The organism is Reyranella sp., assembly GCF_965229815.1.
Classification (GTDB): domain Bacteria; phylum Pseudomonadota; class Alphaproteobacteria; order Reyranellales; family Reyranellaceae; genus Reyranella.
The window spans coordinates 477,560-492,555 of record NZ_CBDDJN010000002.1; the positions used below are offsets into that span (position 1 = coordinate 477,560).

Below are 14,996 nucleotides of genomic sequence, written 5' to 3' on the forward strand. Positions count from 1 at the left end.
GTCCCCGGACGGCGCCGTTTCTCTTTGTGGAGATCAGCGACGGACCCGCTCGCGGTGGAGGATGTAGAGGCCCGAGCCGACGATGACGGCGATCCCGGCCATGGCCAGCGCGTCGGGCACCTCGCCCCACACCACGTAGCCGATGCCGAGCGCCCACAGGATCGAGGCGTAGCGGAACGCACCCATCACCGAGACCTCGCCGCCCGAGCGCAGCGCCAGCACCAGGAACTGATAGCCGGCGGCCAGCAGCAGCGACGACGCCGCGATGAAGCCGACGGCGCGCCCGCCCATCGGCTGCCAGCCCTCGACGACCGCCCAGCCGCAGCCGACCACGGCGACGATCAGCGCCGTCGTGAAGGACACGACCAGCGTCGGCACGCCGACCGGCAGGAAGCGGGCGATGACGTCGCGGAACGCGCCGATGACCGTTCCGACCAGGGCCACCCAGGTCCAGGCGTTGAGGTCGCCGGGGTGCGGCTGGATCACCAGCAGCACCCCGACGAAGCCGGCGATCACCGCCAGCCAGCGCCGCCAGCGCACGTCCTCGCCCAGGATCAGCACGGCGAGGACGGTCAGGATCAGCGGCGTCGCGAGGTTGACCGCGGTGGCGATGGCGAAGGGGATGTGGAACAGCGCCACCAGGTAGACGATGGCGGCTCCGGCCTCGAGCACGCCGCGCAGCACGATCCGCGGATGGGCGGCCCAGGCGATGTGCCGCCAGGCGCCGGTCGCCAGCAGGGCGAGCGCGCACCACAGCGTCGCGAACAGGCCGCGCACGCCGATCGCCTGCACCGCCGGCACGCTCTCGGCGGCGAGCTTGATCAGCGCGTCGTTGAAGATGAAGACGACGACCGACGCGGACATCGCGAGGATGCCGCGGGTATTGTCGATCACTCCTTGGCGCCGGCCATCTTCGTCAGGAGCTTCCAGTGGGCGTCGCCGACGGGCGACACCGACAGGCGCGACTGGCGGACCAGGCCGAGATCCTTGAAGGCCGGGTTGGCCTTGATGGCAGCGAGCGTCACCGGCGTCTTCACCGGCCCGACCGGCTTCACGTCGACCGTGACCGACTTGCCGTCCTTGTCGGTGGGATCGGGATAGGCGGTGCGCACCACCTCGGCGATGCCCACGATCTCCTTGCCCTCGTTGGAATGGTAGAAGAAGCAGCGGTCGCCGACCTTCATCGCCTTGAGGTTGGCGGCGGCCTGCGCGTTGCGCACGCCGGTCCACGACGTCTTCTTGTCCTTCACGAACTGGTCCCAGGAATAGGCCGACGGCTCCGACTTGATGAGCCAATGCGCCATGTCACGTCCCTCCGCCCAGAGCCCAAACGCCCTATCGTCCCTCGCGCCGCAGCGGGCGCGCCAGCAGGCCGCGGATCGCCTCGTCGAGGTCCGCGCCGCGATGCAGGATAGCATCGACGGCGGTGCAGATGGGCATCTCGATGCCGAGCTGCGCCGCGCGTGCCAGCACCGCCGGGGCGGTCGCCGCGCCCTCCACGACCTGCCGCCGGCCGGCCATGTAGTCGGCCAGCACCGCCCCCTTGCCCAGAGCGAGACCGAGCGAGCGGTTGCGCGACAGCGGGCCGTGGCAGGTCAGGACCAGGTCGCCGAGGCCGCTGAGCCCGGTCAGGGTCTCGAGCTCGGCGCCGAGCGCCCGGCCGAGCCGCGCCATCTCGGCGAAGCCGCGCGTCACCAGGGCGGCGGCGGCGTTGTAGCCGAGGCCCCTGCCCTCGACGATGCCGGCGGCGATGGCCAGCACGTTCTTGAAGGCGCCGCCCAGCGCCACGCCCATCACGTCGTGCGTCCAGTAGGGGCGGAACGCACCGGCCGCCAGCGCGGCCGCCAGCCCTTCCCCCTGCGCGGGGTCGGCGCTGGCGATGCTGACGGCGGTCGGCAGGCCGCGCACGACCTCCTCCGCGAAGCTCGGTCCGGAGAGCAGCGCGACCGGACGCCCGGGCAGGGTCTCGGCCAGCACCTCTGGCATCAGCCGGCCGCTCGCGGCCTCGATACCCTTGGCGCAGATCACGACCGGCGCCCGGCCGGGCAGCCGAGCGCTCACCTCGCGCACCGCCTGCGCCGGGCAGACCAGCAGCAGCGCATCGCAATCGGCCAGCGCGGCGAGATCGGGCGCCGCCACGATCCCCGCGTCGAGGGAAAGGCCCGGCAGGTAGACGGGGTTGGCGCGGTCCCGGGCGACCGCCTGCGCGATCGACGGGTCGCGCGACCACAGCGCGACCTCGCGTCCGGCCCGCCGGCCGAGGCAGGCGAGAGCGGTTCCCCAGGCGCCGCCGCCGACGACGCCGATGCGCCCGACCGCGTTCATCGCGGCCTCACAGGCTGAGGTTCAGCGCGATCGAGATGCGCTCGGCGTTGCCGCGATAGGGACGCACCTGGTGCAGCACCCAGGACGGGAACATGACCAGCCGCCCGGCCTGCGGCCGCACCAGCTCGTTGGCCCCGACCGACAGGCCGCCCGGCATGGCGAAGGCGAGGTTCGGCGCGTACATCGCCGGCCCCGGCCCGCGCGGATCCATGAACTCCAGCTCGCCGCCCAGCGACGAATCGCCGGCGATGCCGCCGTCGTCGACATAGTAGACGCCGGACCAGAAGCTCGCGGGATGGGAATGGAACTCGTTGGCGTGCCCGCTGCGGTTGACGTTGGCCCACATGTTGGCGCGCCAGGTGATGGCGACCGGCTTGCCCTCGCGGTCGGTGGTCTGGCGGTTGGCGATGTTGCGGGCGAAGGCCAGCAGCTTGATGGCGGCCGCGCCGCCCCAGCGGTCCATGTCCCAGGTCGACTGCCAGCCGCCCAGGTTGGAATGCTGCGTGCCGGGATGAACCTTCTGGCGCTCGGCGATGACACGCCGCAGCTCGGCGCCGAGCGTCTGCGAATCGGGGATGTCCGTCAGCACGATCGGCGTGGCGAACAGCGGGACGACCTGGGATTCCATGGCGGCAGTCTACACCCGAACGGCGGCCGCCGCGTCGAGCGGCCAGCGGGGTCGCGGCTTGAAGTCGAGCGGATCGGTGCGGCCGAGCCGCAGCCGCTCGACGCCGGCCCAGGCGATCATGGCGCCGTTGTCGGTACAAAGCTTGACCGGCGGCGCCACCAGCCGCGCGCCGTGGCGCGCCGCGACGGCTTCGAGGCGGCCGCGCAGGTAGAGGTTGGCGGCGACGCCGCCGGCCACGACCAGGGTCGGCGACGGCGCGGCCGTGAGCGCATTGCCGCACCGGTCGGCCAGTACGTCGCCGACGGTGCGCTGGAAGGAAGCGCAGAGATCGGCCCGCGCCGCTTCGTCCTCGGGGTCGAGCTTCTCGACCGCCAGCCGCACCGCCGTCTTCAGGCCCGAGAAGGAGAAGTCGCAGCCCGGCTTGCGCCACATCGGCCGCGGCAGGGCGAAGCGCTCCGGATTGCCGCCGCGCGCCATGCGCTCGACGGCCGGTCCGCCGGGAAAGCCGAGCCCGAGCAGCTTGGCGGTCTTGTCGAAACACTCGCCCACGGCATCGTCGATGGTGGTGCCGAGTCGCGTGAAGTCGCCGGGGCCGCGCACCGTCAGGAGCTGGCAGTGGCCCCCCGAGACCAGCAGCAGCAGGTAGGGAAACTCGACCGGCTCGGTCAGGCGTACCGTGAGCGCATGGCCCTCGAGATGGTTGACCGCTAGGAACGGCTTGTCGCGCGCGAAGGCCAGCGCCTTGGCCGCCATGACGCCCACCATCACGCCGCCGATCAGGCCGGGGCCGCCGGTGGCGGCGATGGCGTCGAGATCGTCGAGGCCGAGCGAGGAGACCCGCAGCGCTTCCTCGACCAGCCCGTCGATGCGCTCGAGATGGGCACGCGCGGCGATCTCCGGCACGACGCCGCCGAACCGGCGGTGCTCGGTCTCCTGGCTGTAGACGACGTTGGCGAGGATCGCCCCGACCGGGCCGAAGCCCGGCGGCGCCTCGACGATGGCGACCGCCGTCTCGTCGCAGCTGGTTTCGATGCCCAGGACGCGCATGCCAGTCTTCTAGCGTCGGCGGTCCACCTAAGCTAGAGCAGCGCCCATGGCGCCTTTTCTGAAACTCGGCACCCGCGGCAGCAAGCTTGCGCTCACCCAGGCCGGCCTCGTGCGCGACGCGCTGGCGCAGGCGGTGCCCGCCTTGGCCGGTCCGGACGCCATCGCGATCGAGGTCATCCGGACCACCGGCGATGCCATACAGGACCGGCCCCTGTCGGAGGCCGGCGGCAAGGGCCTGTTCGTCAAGGAGATCGAGGAGGCGATGCTGTCGCGCCGCATCGACATCGCGGTGCACAGCATGAAGGACATGCCGACGGCCCAGCCGCCCGGCCTCGCCATCGCCGCCTTCCTGCCGCGCGAGGATGCACGCGACGTGCTGATCGCAGGCGACGGCGTCAGGGCGATCGCGGAACTGCGCCGAGGTGCCGTGGTCGGTACCTCGGCGCTGCGCCGCCGCGCCCAGCTCCTGCACCACCGGCCCGACCTTTCCCTGGTCATGCTGCGCGGCAACGTCGACACGCGGCTGGCCAAGCGCGCGCGCGGCGAGGTCGAGGCGACCCTGCTGGCGCTGGCCGGACTGAAGCGGCTGGGACTCGGCCATGTCGGCACGCCGGTGCCCGAAGATGAGATGCTGCCCGCCGTCGGGCAAGGCGCGATCTGCATCGAATGCCGCATCGACGATGCGCGGACCCGGGACTGGCTCGCCGCCATCGACCATGGCGCGACCGCGACCTGCGTCGCGGCCGAGCACGCCATGCTGGCGGTGCTCGACGGCTCGTGTCGCACGCCCATCGCGGGGCATGCCGTCCTCGACGGCAGCGGCCTGTTCCTGCGCGGGCTGATCGCCAAGCCGGACGGCTCGCAGCTCGTTTCCGTCGAGCGCCGCGGCGCAGCGGCCGATGCGGCGGCGCTGGGCCGCGATGCCGGACAGGAGCTGCTGCGCCGCGGCGGTCCGGGCTTCCTGGCGACCTGACGGGCCCTCGGGGGCGGCGCCACCATCGTCGTGGCGATGAGGTAGGATGGGCGGACCATGAGCGACACGCTGGAATACGATGCGACGGGCCTGCTGTGCCCCCTGCCGGTGTTGCGGGCCAACCGCAAGCTGCGCGAGCTCGCCGTCGGCGGGCTGCTCACCGTGCGCGCCACCGATCCGGCGGCGGAGCAGGACTTTCCCGCCTACTGCAAGCAGACCGGCCATGAGCTCGTCTCGACTCGGCGGGACGGCGAGGTCCTGATATTCGTCATCCGCAAGCGCTGACGGCACGACAACAGACAGAGAGAGTTCATGCCTCAAACGACCTTCAACACGATCGATACCATCGACCTCGCCGGCAAGCGCGTGCTGGTGCGCGTCGACCTGAACGTGCCGATGAAGGCCGGCAAGGTCACGGACGCGACCCGGATCGAGCGGGCCGCACCGACCCTCAAGGAACTCGCGGCCAAGGGCGCACGGGTGGTCGTCCTCAGCCATTTCGGCCGTCCCGACGGCAAGCGTGTCCCGGAGATGTCGCTGAAGCCGCTGGTCGAGCCGCTGGCCGCGGCGCTGGGCAAGCCCGTCGCCTTCGCCGAGGACTGCATCGGGCCGCTGGCCGAGGATGCGGTGCGCACGCTGAAGCCGGGCGATGTCCTGCTGCTCGAGAACCTGCGCTTCCACAAGGAGGAGGAGAAGAACGACAGGGGCTTCGTCGACAAGCTGTCGGTGCTGGGCGACGTCTACGTGAACGACGCCTTCTCCGCCGCCCATCGCGCGCACGCCTCGACCGAGGGGCTTGCCCATCTGCTGCCGGCCGCCGCGGGCCGGCTGATGCAGGCCGAGCTCGAGGCGCTCGACAAGGCGCTCGGCAATCCGCGGCGCCCGGTCTGCGCCGTCGTCGGCGGCGCCAAGGTCTCGACCAAGCTCGACCTGCTGGGCAACCTCGTCGGCAAGGTCGACAAGCTCATCATCGGCGGCGGCATGGCCAACACGTTCATGCAAGCGCAGGGGATCGCGGTCGGCAAGTCGCTGTCGGAAAAGGACCTCGGCAAGACCGCCTTGGAGATCCTCGACAAGGCCAAGGCCGCCGACTGCCGGGTGCTGCTGCCGGTCGACGTGGTCGTCGCCGCCGAGTTCAAGGCCGGCGCGCCGAGCCGCGTGGTCGACGCCAAGGCCTGCCCCGACGACCAGATGATCCTCGACGTCGGACCGAAGTCCATCGAGCTCTACAAGCAGGAGGTCGCCGACTGCGCCACGCTCGTGTGGAACGGACCGCTCGGGGCCTTCGAGATCCAGCCGTTCGACACCGGCACGGTGGCGTTGGCCCGCGCCGTCGCCGACCAGACGGCGGCCGGCAAGCTCCTGTCGGTGGCGGGTGGCGGCGACACGGTGGCGGCGCTGGCCGCGGCCGGCGTCGAGGACAAGTTCTCCTACGTCTCGACCGCGGGCGGTGCCTTTCTCGAGTGGATGGAAGGCAAGGCGCTGCCGGGCGTTGCGGCGCTGATCCGCGCGGCGTAGACCCGGGAGCATGAGCGAGCCGCCTCCCTCGACCCCGGCGCGCCCACGGCTGCCGTGGGACCCGCCGGAGCATTTCGAGAAGCGCATTCCCGACGGCGACAACCGGGAGCGGCTGGTCTGCGGCCGCTGCGAGTTCATCCACTACCAGAACCCCAAGATCGTCGCCGGCGCGGTCTGCACCTGGGAAGACCGCATCCTGCTCGCCAAGCGGGCGATCGAGCCGCGCAAGGGCTTCTGGACCGTGCCGGCGGGCTACATGGAGCTCGGCGAGACGACCGAGCAGGCGGCGCAGCGCGAGGCGCTGGAGGAAGCCTGCGCCACGATCGAGATCGACCGGCTGCTCGCGATGTACAGCGTCGCCCGGATCGGCCAGGTGCAGATCATGTACCGGGCGCGGCTGGCGAGTCCCGACGTGGCCGCCGGCCCCGAGAGCGAGGACGTGGCGCTGGTCGCGTGGCCGGACATTCCCTGGGACCAGCTCGCCTTCCCGACCGTGGTCTGGGCACTGGCCCACTTCCACGAGTCGCGCGGCAAGGCCGATTTCGCGACCCATTCCAACCCGTCGGGCGAGCTCGCCCGCCTGTGGCCGCCGCGCAAACCGGCGGGAGTCTGATCAGCGTAGTCCCGTCAACGAGGAGCGTTCGAACCGACCTGAACTGATAATCCTGGAGGAAACCATGCTGACTGCTGCCAGCAACGAGATGCTGACGCGCGTTGGACCCGGCACACCCATGGGCAACCTGATGCGGGAATACTGGATTCCCGCCTGTCTTTCCTCCGAGCTTGCAGCGGACGCCGCGCCGCTTCGGCTCCTGCTGCTGGGCGAGCAGCTCATCGCCTTCCGCGACACGGCCGGCCGCGTCGGCATCATGGAGCACCGATGTCCGCACCGCTGCGCCTCGCTGTTCTTCGGACGCAACGAGGAGAACGGCCTGCGCTGCGTCTATCACGGCTGGAAGTTCGACGTGGACGGCAACTGCGTCGACATGCCGAACGTGCCGCCGGCCCAGGACTTCAGGGAGCGCGTGAAAGCCAAGGCCTACAGGGTCGTGGAGCGCGCCGGCATCGTCTGGACCTACATGGGCCAGCGCCGGGACGTGCCGCCGCTCCCCAACATCGAGATCCTGATGCTGCCCGAGGAGGAGCGCTTCACGCGCGTCCACCAGCGCGAGTGCAACTGGTTCCAGTCGCTGGAAGGCGACATCGACACGTCGCACTTCGGCTTCCTGCATATCGGCGGGCTGAAGATGGAGGACGTGGCGTCCGACACGATCCACAAGTGGGGCGTCGGCGACCGGGCGCCCGAGTACAAATCGACCGAGACCGAGTGGGGCACGATGTATGCGGCCTACCGGCCGGCCGAGACCGGCCAGTACTACTACCGGTTCGCGCACTTCATGTTCCCGTTCATCACGCTCACGCCCAACGGCTCGTTCGAGGACCAGGTAGCGTGCACCCTGAACGTGCCCATGGATGACACGCACACCATGACCTACAACCTGGCCTGGAAGCAGAAGACCCGCCCGCTGGAGACGCTGAAGAACGGCGACTGGATTCCCGGCCTGGCACCCGACATGGAATTCCTGCCCAACACCAGCGACTGGTACGGCCGGCATCGCCTCGTCGCGCGCCGCGACAACGACTACTTCATCGACCGCGACATGCAGAAGACCGTCAACTACACCGGCATCCAGGGCATCGGCCGCCAGGACCAGGCCGCGGTCGAATGCATGGGCGAGATCGTCGACCGCTCGCTCGAGCATCTCGCGCCGTCGGACCGCATGATCGCCATCACGCGCAAGCGGCTGCTGCAGGCCGCCCAGGACCTGATGAATGCGAAGAAGGTGCCGGCCACCGTCGACAATCCCGACATCTACCTCGGCGCGCGCGGCGGCGCGTTCGTGGCGCCCGTCGAGCAGGACTGGCTCGATGCCTACGCCGAAAGGCTCAAGACTGCGAGGAGCCCGCTCGGCCTGCTGGACAGGAACCGGCTGCCGCTGGCGGCCGAATAGCCGCGACGACGGCACCTCGCGGCGGGAGGGCGCGGGGTCAAGCCCCCGCTTCCACTCTCAGCCGCCCGGGGCGAAGGGATTGTCGTCACCGTCCCAGTAGCGCCGCAGCAGCGGGATCTGCAGGAAGGCGAAGACCAGCGTCAGCGGGAAGCTCAGCAGCATCTTGCTGGCGATCCAGGTGTCGGTGGAGAAGAACCGCCACATCACCTCGTTGACGGCGGCGAGGACGAAGAAGAACAGCGCCCAGCGCACGGTGAGCTTGCGCCAGCCCTCGTCGGTCAGGCGGAAGGCGGTGCCGAAGATCGGCTTCAACAGCGGCCGGTCGAACAGCAGCAGACCGCCGCCCAGGATGACGCCGAACAGGCAGTTCACGATGGTGGGCTTCAGCTTGATGAACGTGTCGTCCTGAAGCCAGATCGTGAGCCCGCCGAACACCAGCACGAAGAAGCCGCCGACCAGCGGCATGACCGGCCAGCGCTTCTCCAGCCAGCGATAGCAGGGCAGCGCCACCGCCGTGGCCGCGATGAACACGCCGGTGCCGACGAAGATGCCCCAGCGGCTGTTGGCGACGAAGAACAGGAGCAGCGGCCCGAGCTCCAGCGCGGTCGCGTAGAAGCGGCGCATGCCGTGTTCGGGTTGCGCGTTCTCGCTCATGGCAGCCCCATCAATCCCCGGGCGAAGGCCCGCGCCTCGAACGGCCGCAGGTCGTCGATGCCCTCGCCGACACCGATCGCCACGACCGGCAGCTTGAACTTCTCGGCCAGCGCCACCAGGACGCCGCCCTTGGCGCTGCCGTCGAGCTTGGTCAGCACCAGCGCATCGACCGGCGACATGGTCTTGAAGGTCTCGACCTGCGCATGGGCGTTCTGGCCGGTGGTGGCGTCGAGCACCAGCAGGCAGGAATGCGGCGCGGTGGGATCGAGCTTGCGGATCACGCGCACGATCTTGGCCAGCTCGTCCATCAGGTTGGCCTTGTTGTGCAGCCGCCCGGCCGTGTCGATCAGGAGCACGTCGCAACCTTCGGCGCGCGCCCGCTCCAGCGCCTCGTAGGCGAGACCGGCGGCGTCGGCGCCGGTGTTGCGCGACACGACCGGCACCCCGGCGCGATCGCCCCAGACCTTGAGCTGCTCGACGGCGGCGGCGCGGAACGTGTCGCCCGCGGCCAGCATCACCGAGCGGCCCTCGCCCTTGTAGAGGTTGGCGAGCTTGGCGATCGTCGTGGTCTTGCCGCTGCCGTTGACGCCGATCACCAGAACGACATGCGGCCGATGGCCGGGATCGATCGCCAGCGGCACCGCGACCGGCGCCAGGATCTCGGCGATGTCGTCGGCGAAGGCGGCCCGCACCTCTTCGTCCGTGACCTCGCGGCCGAAGCGCTCCTTGCCGAGCTTGCCGACCAGCCGTGCCGCCACGGCGACGCCGAGATCGGCCTGGATCAGCGCATCCTCGAGCTCGTCCAGCGTCTGCTGATCGAGCTTCTTCTTGGTGAAGAGGCCGGTGATGCTCTCGGTGACGCGCCTGGTCGACTTCGACAGTCCCTCGCGCAGCCGCGACAGCCAGCCCTTCTTCCCGGCTTCCTTCTCGGGCTCTTCCGTCTCCTCGACCGTCGCGACCTCGACGTCGGGGACGCTGGCTGTGGCCTCGATGGACTCGGGCGCGACGGAAGCGGGCTCCGGTTCCGGTTCGGGGGCAGGCGGCGGGTCGGACTCCGGCTCGGTGGCCGGCTCAGGCACCGCAGCATCGCCGCGCGAGCGCCAGCGCGCGAACCAGCCCTTCTTGGGGGCGTCCGCCTCGGCCTTTCCGTCCTCGGGCTTGGAGGGATCGCTCACCGCATCACCTCACGCGAGCAGCGAGCGGTCGAGCTCGCCCTTGAAGGCAACCGCGATGCCGCCGGTCATCAGCACATGGCCGTCGCGCAGCCACTCGATGGTGAGCGTGCCGCCCTCCAGCACGACGTCGGCCCTGCGCTGCACGAGACCGCGCCGGCTCGCCGCCACGACGGCCGCGCAGGCGCCCGAGCCGCAGGCGAGGGTGATGCCGGCGCCGCGCTCCCAGACGCGCAGCCTGAGCCGGTCCGGCGCGAGAAGCTGGGCGACGCCGATGTTGGCGCGTTCGGGAAAGAAGGGATCGTTCTCCAGCCGCGGGCCAAGCTCGGCGAGCGGGATCGCCTCGGCATCGTCGACGAAGAAGGTCGCGTGCGGATTGCCCATGCTCGTCCCGACGGGATCGCTGAGCGGCCCCAGGGCGACCGGCAGGTGGTTGGTGTCGCACGCGTCGCGGACCGGGATCTCGCGCCAGTCGAGCCGCGCCGGTCCCATGTCGACCGAGATCACCGGCAGGCCGTTGCTGCCCATGCCGGCCTTCTGCGACTCGAGGAGCCCGGCGACGGTCTGCACCGTGACGTGGTCGGTCCGGCGCTCGTCCATCACCATCGAGGCGACGCAGCGGGTGGCGTTGCCGCAGGCCCCGGCCTCGCCGCCGTCGGGATTGTAGATGCGCATGAAGACGTCGGCGTCGCGGTCGCTCGGCGGCTCGAGCACGATCAGCTGATCGCAGCCGACGCCCAGCCGCCGGTCGGCGATGGTACGGCGACGCTCCGGCGTCAGGTCGAGCGCGGCCAACCGCGCATCGAGCACGACGAAGTCGTTGCCCAGCCCGTGCATCTTGAGGAACGGCGTCCCGGCCATGCGGGCTATATGGCCGTTCGCCCGGGCCAGCGCAACGCGCGCTGCCGGACCTGGCCGGCATGCGCGCCGCCCACCTCGCGCACGTCGAGCGTCGCCAACCGCTTGGTGTAGATCGTGAGATGCAGGATGCCGAGCGGTTCGTAGGGCATGGCGGGCTCGACGAACAGGCCGCGCGCGGCGTCCCAGGCCGGCGTGGCGTGATGAACCGGCCAGTTGCAGCGGCTGGGCAGCGGCTCGCAGGCGAAGCCGCGGTCGTAGACCAGCACGTTAAGCGCGATCTGGTCGGTCATGTTCGCCGAGCGCCGCAGCGCCTCGCCCATGACGTCGGCCCAGCCGGCCCAGTGCGGCGCATCGGCCCTGAGTGCGAATACGCCGGCGTTGATCAGCGGATAGCGGATCAGCCGCTCGGCCGTCTCCCGGTCGAAGCAGGCTTCGTAGGCGGCGCCGTTGATCGAGGAGAACTCGCCCCAGGCGTGGCGGTAGTGGCGCATCGAGCGATGGATCTCGGGCGCGACCGCCAGCGCACCGGTGCAGGCCGCCCGCTGGAAGAGATCGAGCGCGTCGCCTTGTTGGACCCAGCAGTCGCCGTCGATCCAGAGGTAGAGGTCGTAACCGGGGAAGTAGCGCGGCAGGAACGGACGCGCGGTGAGCGCCTTGTAGCCGTCCTTCAGCCGGTCGCGGCCGGGGAACTCGAAGTCCCAGCCAGGCACGACCAGCGTCGCACCGCGCTCGCGGCACCAGGCGCGCTGCTCGTCCGTCAGGCCGCAATCGAGAACGCCCATGGACAGCGCGGCACCCTCTTGCGTCGCGCGCAGCGAGCCGATGCAGTCCTTCATCAGGTCGAAATAGCCGGCATCGCCGCCGGTGATCGCGATGGTGCGTTCCGCCACGAGGGCAGGATGGCGGATCGACCCTTTGCTGTCGCCTGCCAATCGGCCACAGTCGGCGCCCGGAGGGAACCATGCCCAAGCACGTCGACTACTACGTCTCGCTGAACTCGCCCTGGACCTATCTCGGCTCGAAGCGCTTCGAGGCGATGGCGAAGAAGCACGGCGCCGACGTCACGATCTGGCCGGTCGACTTCGGATCGGTGTTCGCGGTGTCGGGCGGGCTGCCGCTGCCCAAGCGCGCGCCGCAGCGCCAAGCCTATCGCATGATGGAGCTGAAGCGCTGGCGCGATCAGGTCGGCGTGCCGCTGACGCTGGAACCGAGATTCTTTCCCGCCAACGAGGTGCCGGCGGCCCGCTGCGTGATCGCGCTGCGCGAGCAGGGGCGCATGGCCGATGCCATCAAGCTCGCCCACGCCGTCCTGCATGCGCTGTGGGTGGACGAGAAGGACACCGGCGATCCCGCGACCCTGCGCGCCATCATCGCGGGCTGCGGCCTCGACGCCGATGCCGTGACCAAGGCCGGCGAAGCGCCGGAGATGGCGGGGAAGCGCGAGGAATACACCAAGGCCGCCATCGAAAAGGGCGTGTTCGGCGCGCCGTCCTTCGTCATCGACGGCGAGATCTTCTGGGGCCAGGACCGGCTGGACTTCGTCGAGCGCAAGCTCGCGGCTTAGGTCGAGCGCAAGCTCGCGGCCCGAACCTCAACCCGATCCGAGCAGCACCGCGGCCCCGACCGCGAGCCCGTTGTTGCAGGCATGGGCCACCAGCGACGGCCACAGCGACCCGGTGCGCCGCCGCAGCCAGCCGAACCACAGGCCGAGCGGCAGGACGAGGATGGCGTGCGCCGGCTCGACATGGGCGGCGGCGAAGGCGAGCGAGCTCACCACCCAGGCGGCGATCGAGCCCCAGCGGCCCGCCACCCAGCCATAGAGCAGGCCGCGGAAGACCAGTTCCTCGACCAGCGGCGCGAGGCCCGCCAGGACGACCAGGCTCACCAGCAGGCGCTCCGGCTCCTGGGCGATCTCCATCGCCTGCTTCATGCCCTGGGGTTCGATACCGAGATGGCTGACCCCGATCGACAGGGCGGCCGTGCCGAGCGTTCCCAGCACGATCGGGCGCCAGCCGGCCCGGCGGAAGCCGAGCGCCGGCAGGGCCGCCCAGCCCATCGGCGCCATGGAAACGGCCACCGCCACCAGGCCCGCGGCGAAGAAGGCCCCGAGCGCCGCCAGCATGCCGGAAGGCCCCGCCCACCAGACCGCAGGCACGAAAAGCGCGGCCGCGACGACCAGGAAGAGCCCGAGATTCCACCACCGGATGAGGGGAATATCGTGGTATTTCAACGTACTAGGATCGGTCACCAAGCCTTTTGACTCCTCGCCGGACAGGCCTTATACCCCGCCCGTCCAATCGGTCCTGCCGATTCAAGGTTCCTCCCGGTCGGAGGAGCTCCGCTGATCCGCGAAGGTTCGCGCATCGGCGCGATCGGTGCTTGGGTGAACGGAGCGACATGTTCGAGGGTCTGAGCAAACGTCTGGGTGATGTGTTCGACCGGCTTCGCGGGCGCGGTGCGCTGTCGGAAGCCGACGTCGACCTGGCCCTGCGCGAGGTGCGGACGGCACTGCTCGAAGCCGACGTCGCGCTCCCGGTGGTCCGCCAGTTCATCGACACGGTGCGCCCCAAGGCGGTCGGCACCGACGTCATCCGCTCGGTCACGCCGGGCCAGATGGTCGTCAAGATCGTCAACGACCACCTGGTCGAGATGCTGGGCGGCACCGTCGCCGACCTCGACCTCAACGCCATCCCGCCGGTCGTGATCCTGATGGTCGGCCTGCAGGGCTCGGGCAAGACGACCTCCTCGGCCAAGATCGGCTACCGGCTGAGCCAGGGCCCGCAGGGCATGGCGGCCGAGTTCGGCGGCAGCTTCTCGGTCAAGCGCAAGGTCCTGATGGCCTCGCTCGACACCCGCCGCCCGGCCGCGCAGCAGCAGCTCAAGATCCTCGGCGAGCAGACCGGCGTGCCGACGCTGCCGATCGTGCCGCTCGAGATGCCGCTCGCCATCACGCGCCGGGCGCTCGAGACGGCGCGGCGCGAAGGCTTCGACGTGCTGATCCTCGACACCGCGGGCCGGCTGTCGATCGACGAGGAGCTGATGAAGGAGGTCGCCGACATCAGCGCCCTCGCCCAGCCCAAGGAGACGCTGCTCGTCGCCGACGCCATGACCGGCCAGGACGCGGTCAACGTCGCCAAGGCCTTCAACGACCGGCTCGCCGTCACCGGCATCGTGCTGACCCGCGTCGATGGCGACGCCCGCGGCGGCGCGGCGCTGTCGATGCGCGCGGTCACCGGCCGGCCGGTCAAGCTGATCGGCGTCGGCGAGAAGTTCGACGCGCTGGAGCCGTTCCATCCCGACCGCATCGCCAGCCGCATCCTGGGCATGGGCGACATCGTCTCGCTGGTCGAGCGCGCCGCCGAAACGATCGAGAAGGAAGACGCCGAGAAGCTCGCGGCCAAGGTCCGCAAGGGCCAGTTCGACATGGACGACCTGCTGAGCCAGCTCCGGCAGCTGCGCAAGATGGGCGGCCTGTCGGGCCTGATGGGCATGCTGCCGGGCGCGATGCAGGCCAAGGCGGCGATGTCCAAGTCCAAGATCGACGAGAAGCAGCTGAAGCGGCAGGAAGCGATGATCCTGTCGATGACGCCGCGCGAGCGGCGCAACCCCGACCTGATCCATGCCTCGCGCAAGAAGCGCATCGCCAAGGGATCGGGCGTGGCCGTCCAGGACGTCAACAAGCTGCTCAAGCAGCACGCCGACATGCTCAAGATGATGAAACGCGTCAACAAGCTTGGAGAAAAGGGATTGATGCGCAGCCTCGGCGGCATGATGCCGCCGCCCGGCTTTCCGCGCTGATTTTTCGA

General features: G+C 70.3%; 17 protein-coding genes. 7 read left to right on the forward strand and 10 right to left on the reverse strand.

The features are described from left to right. Positions 1-33: 33 nt before the first annotated feature. The 5 genes from ACO073_RS02775 to tsaD are packed head-to-tail and all read right to left on the reverse strand — an operon-like array spanning position 34 to position 4,000. Positions 34-894: a DMT family transporter gene (locus ACO073_RS02775; protein ID WP_421995035.1), complete on the reverse strand. Its 861-nt coding sequence runs from the start codon at positions 892-894 to the stop codon at positions 34-36. Further along, positions 891-1,304, reverse strand: a complete 414-nt coding sequence (locus tag ACO073_RS02780) for an EVE domain-containing protein (RefSeq protein WP_421995037.1) — start codon at positions 1,302-1,304, stop codon at positions 891-893. Before ACO073_RS02780 ends, ACO073_RS02775 begins: the two co-directional genes overlap by 4 nt. Before the next feature lie 31 nt (positions 1,305-1,335). Continuing rightward, positions 1,336-2,325, reverse strand: a complete 990-nt coding sequence (locus ACO073_RS02785) for an NAD(P)H-dependent glycerol-3-phosphate dehydrogenase (protein ID WP_421995039.1) — start codon at positions 2,323-2,325, stop codon at positions 1,336-1,338. Positions 2,326-2,332: 7 nt separating this feature from the next. Then, positions 2,333-2,953, reverse strand: a complete 621-nt coding sequence (locus ACO073_RS02790) for a TIGR02466 family protein (protein WP_421995041.1) — start codon at positions 2,951-2,953, stop codon at positions 2,333-2,335. Positions 2,954-2,962: 9 nt separating this feature from the next. Beyond that, positions 2,963-4,000, reverse strand: a complete 1,038-nt coding sequence (tsaD, locus tag ACO073_RS02795; RefSeq protein WP_421995043.1) for a tRNA (adenosine(37)-N6)-threonylcarbamoyltransferase complex transferase subunit TsaD — start codon at positions 3,998-4,000, stop codon at positions 2,963-2,965. A 46-nt stretch (positions 4,001-4,046) separates the two neighbouring features. Here tsaD and hemC point away from each other — a divergent pair, with 46 nt between their 5' ends. The 5 genes from hemC to ACO073_RS02820 all read left to right on the forward strand — a co-directional run bounded on the left by hemC (position 4,047) and on the right by ACO073_RS02820 (position 8,503). Further along, the gene (gene hemC / locus ACO073_RS02800; RefSeq protein ID WP_421995045.1) at positions 4,047-4,973 is read left to right on the forward strand and encodes a hydroxymethylbilane synthase; all 927 of its coding nucleotides are present in this window, start codon (positions 4,047-4,049) and stop codon (positions 4,971-4,973) included. A gap of 57 nt (positions 4,974-5,030) precedes the next feature. Beyond that, positions 5,031-5,258, forward strand: a complete 228-nt coding sequence (locus ACO073_RS02805; protein ID WP_421995047.1) for a sulfurtransferase TusA family protein — start codon at positions 5,031-5,033, stop codon at positions 5,256-5,258. A gap of 27 nt (positions 5,259-5,285) precedes the next feature. Beyond that, the gene (locus ACO073_RS02810) at positions 5,286-6,491 is read left to right on the forward strand and encodes a phosphoglycerate kinase (RefSeq protein WP_421995049.1); all 1,206 of its coding nucleotides are present in this window, start codon (positions 5,286-5,288) and stop codon (positions 6,489-6,491) included. Positions 6,492-6,501: 10 nt separating this feature from the next. Next, complete coding sequence (locus ACO073_RS02815) at positions 6,502-7,104, forward strand: NUDIX hydrolase (protein WP_421995051.1); 603 nt, start codon at positions 6,502-6,504, stop codon at positions 7,102-7,104. Between the two features lie 64 nt (positions 7,105-7,168). Further along, positions 7,169-8,503, forward strand: coding sequence for a Rieske 2Fe-2S domain-containing protein (locus ACO073_RS02820; protein ID WP_421995053.1), 1,335 nt, complete (start codon positions 7,169-7,171; stop codon positions 8,501-8,503). A 57-nt stretch (positions 8,504-8,560) separates the two neighbouring features. Here ACO073_RS02820 and ACO073_RS02825 read toward each other — a convergent pair whose 3' ends face one another. From ACO073_RS02825 to ACO073_RS02840, 4 genes are read right to left on the reverse strand one after another with little or no spacing between them, the layout of a single operon-like run. Continuing rightward, entirely contained in the window at positions 8,561-9,157 is a 597-nt protein-coding gene (locus tag ACO073_RS02825) for a septation protein A (RefSeq protein WP_421995055.1), read from the reverse strand. Then, a complete protein-coding gene (ftsY, locus tag ACO073_RS02830) occupies positions 9,154-10,332 on the reverse strand; it encodes a signal recognition particle-docking protein FtsY (RefSeq protein WP_421995057.1) in 1,179 nt (392 codons plus the stop codon). The genes ACO073_RS02825 and ftsY overlap by 4 nt, the downstream gene beginning before the upstream one ends. Positions 10,333-10,341: 9 nt before the next feature. After that, on the reverse strand, positions 10,342-11,190 hold the full coding sequence (dapF, locus tag ACO073_RS02835; protein ID WP_421995059.1) for a diaminopimelate epimerase: 849 nt from the start codon (positions 11,188-11,190) through the stop codon (positions 10,342-10,344). A gap of 5 nt (positions 11,191-11,195) precedes the next feature. After that, entirely contained in the window at positions 11,196-12,080 is an 885-nt protein-coding gene (locus ACO073_RS02840; RefSeq protein WP_421995061.1) for a hypothetical protein, read from the reverse strand. Positions 12,081-12,151: 71 nt separating this feature from the next. Here ACO073_RS02840 and ACO073_RS02845 point away from each other — a divergent pair, with 71 nt between their 5' ends. Further along, the gene (locus ACO073_RS02845; protein ID WP_421995063.1) at positions 12,152-12,754 is read left to right on the forward strand and encodes a 2-hydroxychromene-2-carboxylate isomerase; all 603 of its coding nucleotides are present in this window, start codon (positions 12,152-12,154) and stop codon (positions 12,752-12,754) included. Between the two features lie 27 nt (positions 12,755-12,781). On the opposite strand, the gene ACO073_RS02850 is transcribed toward ACO073_RS02845, so the two are convergent. Beyond that, a complete protein-coding gene (locus ACO073_RS02850; protein WP_421995065.1) occupies positions 12,782-13,420 on the reverse strand; it encodes a CPBP family intramembrane glutamic endopeptidase in 639 nt (212 codons plus the stop codon). 167 nt (positions 13,421-13,587) lie between these two features. Here ACO073_RS02850 and ffh point away from each other — a divergent pair, with 167 nt between their 5' ends. Then, a complete protein-coding gene (gene ffh, locus ACO073_RS02855) occupies positions 13,588-14,988 on the forward strand; it encodes a signal recognition particle protein (protein ID WP_421995067.1) in 1,401 nt (466 codons plus the stop codon). Positions 14,989-14,996: the final 8 nt, after the last annotated feature.

What these genes read in the sequence shown, in the direction of transcription:
- ACO073_RS02780 (WP_421995037.1), bottom strand. Translation starts at nt 1,304, where the DNA reads ATGGCGCATTGGCTCATCAAGTCGGAGCCGTCGGCCTATTCCTGGGAC.
- ACO073_RS02785 (WP_421995039.1), bottom strand. Translation starts at nt 2,325, where the DNA reads ATGAACGCGGTCGGGCGCATCGGCGTCGTCGGCGGCGGCGCCTGGGGA.
- ACO073_RS02790 (WP_421995041.1), bottom strand. Translation starts at nt 2,953, where the DNA reads ATGGAATCCCAGGTCGTCCCGCTGTTCGCCACGCCGATCGTGCTGACG.
- tsaD (WP_421995043.1), bottom strand. Translation starts at nt 4,000, where the DNA reads ATGCGCGTCCTGGGCATCGAAACCAGCTGCGACGAGACGGCGGTCGCC.
- hemC (WP_421995045.1), top strand. Translation starts at nt 4,047, where the DNA reads ATGGCGCCTTTTCTGAAACTCGGCACCCGCGGCAGCAAGCTTGCGCTC.
- ACO073_RS02805 (WP_421995047.1), top strand. Translation starts at nt 5,031, where the DNA reads ATGAGCGACACGCTGGAATACGATGCGACGGGCCTGCTGTGCCCCCTG.
- ACO073_RS02810 (WP_421995049.1), top strand. Translation starts at nt 5,286, where the DNA reads ATGCCTCAAACGACCTTCAACACGATCGATACCATCGACCTCGCCGGC.
- ACO073_RS02815 (WP_421995051.1), top strand. Translation starts at nt 6,502, where the DNA reads ATGAGCGAGCCGCCTCCCTCGACCCCGGCGCGCCCACGGCTGCCGTGG.
- ACO073_RS02820 (WP_421995053.1), top strand. Translation starts at nt 7,169, where the DNA reads ATGCTGACTGCTGCCAGCAACGAGATGCTGACGCGCGTTGGACCCGGC.
- ACO073_RS02825 (WP_421995055.1), bottom strand. Translation starts at nt 9,157, where the DNA reads ATGAGCGAGAACGCGCAACCCGAACACGGCATGCGCCGCTTCTACGCG.
- dapF (WP_421995059.1), bottom strand. Translation starts at nt 11,190, where the DNA reads ATGGCCGGGACGCCGTTCCTCAAGATGCACGGGCTGGGCAACGACTTC.
- ACO073_RS02845 (WP_421995063.1), top strand. Translation starts at nt 12,152, where the DNA reads ATGCCCAAGCACGTCGACTACTACGTCTCGCTGAACTCGCCCTGGACC.
- ffh (WP_421995067.1), top strand. Translation starts at nt 13,588, where the DNA reads ATGTTCGAGGGTCTGAGCAAACGTCTGGGTGATGTGTTCGACCGGCTT.